This window comes from Cellulomonas pasadenensis (assembly GCF_047229365.1).
Classification (GTDB): domain Bacteria; phylum Actinomycetota; class Actinomycetes; order Actinomycetales; family Cellulomonadaceae; genus Cellulomonas.
This window is the reverse complement of record NZ_JBFTEP010000210.1, coordinates 1-3869: the sequence shown is the minus strand read 5'-3', so window position 1 is coordinate 3869 and position 3869 is coordinate 1. Positions and strand designations below refer to the sequence as shown.

Genomic DNA, 3869 nt, shown 5'->3' with positions numbered 1-3869 from the left:
CCACGGCTGGAAGGGCGGCACCGGCTCGGGCGGCAGCGCGGCCAGCCCGGCCCCCGGCCCGTCGACCCGTCCGGTCACGGCCGCGAGCGCCACGCGCCCGCCCAGGCTCGGGGCCACCGCGTCGAGCGCACGGTAGAGCGTGCGCAGCGCCGCCCAGTCGGTGACACCGGTGCGGCGCCGGTCCGCGTGCACCGCCTGGATCGCCGCCTCGAGGCGGAACCGCCCGGGCGGACGGCCCCGCGCCGCGTGGTCCGCCCGGCGCAGGTACGCCTCGCCCTCGGCGACCAGCGCCGCGTCCCACGCGGCCGGGTCCTGCTCGTCCAGCGGGACGAACGGGCCCGACGCGCGCCGCGCCAGGGCCAGCGTGACCAGCGCCGCGAGCGCCCACGCCTCCGGCTCGTCGTCGAGCAGCGCGGCCGTCGTCACGGCCAGGTGCTGCACCTCGCCGGCGAGGCCGCGGCCGTCCTGCCGCCACGACGCCGCCGCGCCGCCGTAGACGGCCTCGAGCACGGCGGGCAGCCGCTCGGCGAGCGCCGCGCGGCCTGGGACGACGAAGGGGACGCGGGCGGCGGCGATGCGCCGCTTCGCGCGCACCAGCCGCTGCGCCATCGTCGCGGGCGGCACGGCGAACAGCCGCGCGACCTGCGCCGCCTCCAGCCCGAGGACCGTCTGCAGCATGAGCGGCGTGCGGACGTCCGCGGCGATCGCGGGGTGCGCGCACACGCACAGCAGCGCGAGCCGGCGGTCCGGGACGGCGTCGGGGTCGACGTCGGCGAACGGGTCGGTCGCCGTCGCGCGCGCGAGGCGGTCGTCGTCGGCGGCGCCGGTCAGCAGCGCGTCGAGCGGGGTGGACGTGCGGTGCGCGGCGGACCGCCACACGTCGCGGACACGGTTGCGGGCCACGGTGAGGAGCCAGCCGTCGGCGTTGCGCGGGACGCCGTCCGGCCACGTGCGCAGCGCCTGCTCGAATGCGGTCGACAACGCGTCCTCGGCGAGGGCGACGTCACCGCAGCGCGCGGCGAGCAGGGCGAGCAGGCGGCCGTACGAGTCCCGGGCGGCGCGCTCGGCGGCCGCCCGGGCCTCGTCGGCGCTCACGCGTTCGGCGTCCAGGAGCCGTCGACGACGTGCACGGCCCCCGGCCGCACCTCGACCGGACCCCACTCCACGGACGGCGCCTGCCGCGCCCACGCGAGCGCGGCGTCGAGGTCCGGGACGTCGATGACGAACGTGCCGCCGAGCTGCTCCTTCGTGTCCGCGAACGGCCCGTCCTGCACCTGCAGGACGCCGTCGACCGTGCGCACCGTGGTCGTCGCGACCGACGGCTGGAGCACCTCGCCGCCGACCAGCACGCCGGCCGCGTGCAGCGTCGCGGCGTAGGCGCTGAACGCGCGCTGCCCGTGCTCCTGCCCCTCGGGGCCGAGCTCCTCGGGCGACATCTCGGGGTAGTGCAGCAGGAGCGTGTAGCGCATGGCGTCCTCCTCGGACGGTCCGTGCCGACCTCGTCGACAGGGTAGGGCGCAGGCCGGCCGGTGCGCGGCCCGCGGTCGGGGCGGGTGCCCGACGTGGAGTTGACGATCTCGGCGGGGTCCGATCGACACGCGTGCCGGGCGGCGCGTTCGCGCACGTCGTAGCGTCGGGGCATGGGCGGCGACCCGGTCCTCGACGCGGCGCGCGCCGCCGTGCTCGCACGCTTCCGGTGGGTCGCCGGCGACGCGGACCTGTGGCCGGTGCTGCGCGACCCGGCGGCGCTGCCCGCGGTGGTGCGTGCGCTCGCGGAGCCGTTCCGCGACGTGCACGTCGACGCGGTCGTCGGCATCGAGGCGCGCGGGTTCGTGCTCGGGCCCGCCGTCGCCGTCGAGCTCGGTGCCGGGTTCGTGCCCGTGCGGACCGACGGCGGCATGCTGCCGGGGCCGGTCGTGCGGCGGCGCGCGGACTTCGACTACCGGGGGCGCCGGCGCGAGCTCGCGACCCGCTCGGACCTCGTGCAGCCGGGCGACCGCGTGCTGCTCGTCGACGACTGGGTGGAGGTCGGGGCGCAGGCGCTGGCCGCGTGCGCCCTCGTGGAGCAGTGCGGGGGCGAGCTCGTGGGGCTGTCCGTCGTCGTCGACCAGGCGTCCGACGAGGCGCGCGCCGCCCTGCCGCCGGTCCGCGGCGTCGTGTCCGCCGCGGAGCTGGGGCCGTCGGCCTGACCGGCCGCGCCGTCCACCCGTCCCGCCCGTCCGTCCGGCCCGTCCGTCTGCCCGAGCGACCGAAGCGAGAGGAGGAGCCGCGTGCCGGTGTGGGTGGAGGCAGGGCTCTGGGGACTGGCGGCCGGGGCCGCGCTCATGCTGGGCGCCGCCGTGGCGTGGTTCGTGCGGGTGCCGCAGAAGGTCGTCGCGGGGGTGATGGCGTTCGGGGCGGGCGTGCTGATCTCGGCGCTCGCGTTCGACCTCGTCGACGACGCCGAGCGCACCGGCGGGCTCGCCGTCACGGCCGCGGGGTTCCTGGGCGGGGCGGTGGCGTACGTGGCGGCGAACGTGGCGCTGGCGCGGCACGGCGCACGCCACCGCAAGCGGTCGGGGGACCAGCAGCCGGGGGCGGACGACGCGGGCAGCGGCGCCGCCATCGCGGTGGGCGCGCTGCTCGACGGGGTGCCGGAGTCGGTGGTGCTCGGGCTGTCGCTGCTCGGTGGGGGCGGCGTCGGCGTGCCGGTGCTGGCGGCGATCGCGGTCTCGAACCTGCCGGAGGGGCTGTCGAGCGCCGCCGGGATGAAGCGGGGCGGCCGGTCCGCGCGCTACGTGTTCGGCGTGTGGGGCGGCATCGCGCTGGCCAGCGGCGTCGCGGCGGCGCTGGGTGCGCTGCTGCTGGAGGGGGCGTCCGGGGCCGTCGTCGCGGCGATCACGGCCGTCGCCGCCGGCGCGATCCTCGCGATGGTCGCCGACACGATGATCCCCGAGGCGTTCGAGCGCACCCACCTGTACGCGGGACTGCTGGCGACGGTCGGCTTCCTGCTGTCGTTCGCGATCGAACGCCTCTGACCGCCTCCCGACCCACCCGCGACCGGCCCGCCGAACCGGCCGTCGTGCAGCACGGCGGCGCCCGACCGCTGCGCGACGGCCGGTTCGACGGCGGGTGGGGTGGGTCGGGACGGGTCGGGTCGGGGCCGGTCGGGACGGGCCGGTCGGGACGGGTCCGGGCGCGTGGGGCGTCCGGTCAGCCGCGGTAGCGGGCCAGGACCGTCGGGGCGTCGGCCGGCGCGGGCTCCACGGCGACCTCGTCGCCGGCCGCCACCTCGCCGCCGCGGACGACGCGCAGGTACGCACCCAGGCGGCCCTCGGCGCCGAACCGCTTGACCCAGCCGCGCTCGTCCACGCCGCCGACCCATCGCGCGAACGTCGCGCACGGCGTCCGCGGGCCCGTCACCTCGAGCACCACACGCGCGCCCACCCGCCACCGCTCGCCGATCCGCGCGGCCGTCGGGTCCAGACCCGCCACGCGCAGGTTCTCGCCGAACCACCCCGGCGGCAGGTCGCGGCCCAGCTCGGCCGCCCAGAAGTCGGCGTCGTCCTGCCCGTACGCGTACACCGCCTGCTCCAGCCCGCCGTGGTACTTGCGGTTGGCCTGCACGTCGCCGCGCACGCCGTACGGGCCGATCTTCGCGGGCCCGTCGACGGACCGCTTGTCGATCGCGGTGACGCCGTTCGACCCGCTGTCGGGGCGCAGGGCGTGGACGGCGCAGACGGCGAGCAGGGTCGGCATGCCGCCAGGGTAGGTCGGCGCGGCGGGCGGGCGGCGCGACGGCGACGTCGGCGCGTCCCCCGCGGCGGCCGCGTCACCCGAAGGTGGGCCACCGCGGGCCGCGCCCCCGCTGCCGACGTAGCGTGCTGCGG

The 3869-nt window shown here is 78.7% G+C and carries 5 protein-coding genes; 2 read left to right on the top strand and 3 right to left on the bottom strand.

The window, feature by feature from the left end; all coding sequences use genetic code 11:
- Together AB6N23_RS17600 and AB6N23_RS17595 are read right to left on the bottom strand one after the other, a co-directional pair.
- A partial coding sequence (locus AB6N23_RS17600; RefSeq protein ID WP_412867266.1) for an RNA polymerase sigma factor occupies positions 1-1095 on the bottom strand: 1095 nt, incomplete at its 3' end.
- Entirely contained in the window at positions 1092-1469 is a 378-nt protein-coding gene (locus AB6N23_RS17595; protein ID WP_412867265.1) for a YciI family protein, read from the bottom strand. The genes AB6N23_RS17595 and AB6N23_RS17600, both read right to left, overlap by 4 nt.
- Positions 1470-1640: 171 nt before the next feature.
- Between AB6N23_RS17595 and AB6N23_RS17590 the strand changes: the two genes are divergently transcribed.
- The gene (locus AB6N23_RS17590; protein ID WP_412867264.1) at positions 1641-2189 is read left to right on the top strand and encodes a phosphoribosyltransferase family protein; all 549 of its coding nucleotides are present in this window, start codon (positions 1641-1643) and stop codon (positions 2187-2189) included.
- 81 nt (positions 2190-2270) lie between these two features.
- Entirely contained in the window at positions 2271-3017 is a 747-nt protein-coding gene (locus AB6N23_RS17585) for a ZIP family metal transporter (protein ID WP_412867263.1), read from the top strand.
- Positions 3018-3192: 175 nt separating this feature from the next.
- On the opposite strand, the gene AB6N23_RS17580 is transcribed toward AB6N23_RS17585, so the two are convergent.
- On the bottom strand, positions 3193-3738 hold the full coding sequence (locus AB6N23_RS17580) for an MOSC domain-containing protein (protein WP_412867262.1): 546 nt from the start codon (positions 3736-3738) through the stop codon (positions 3193-3195).
- Positions 3739-3869: the final 131 nt, after the last annotated feature.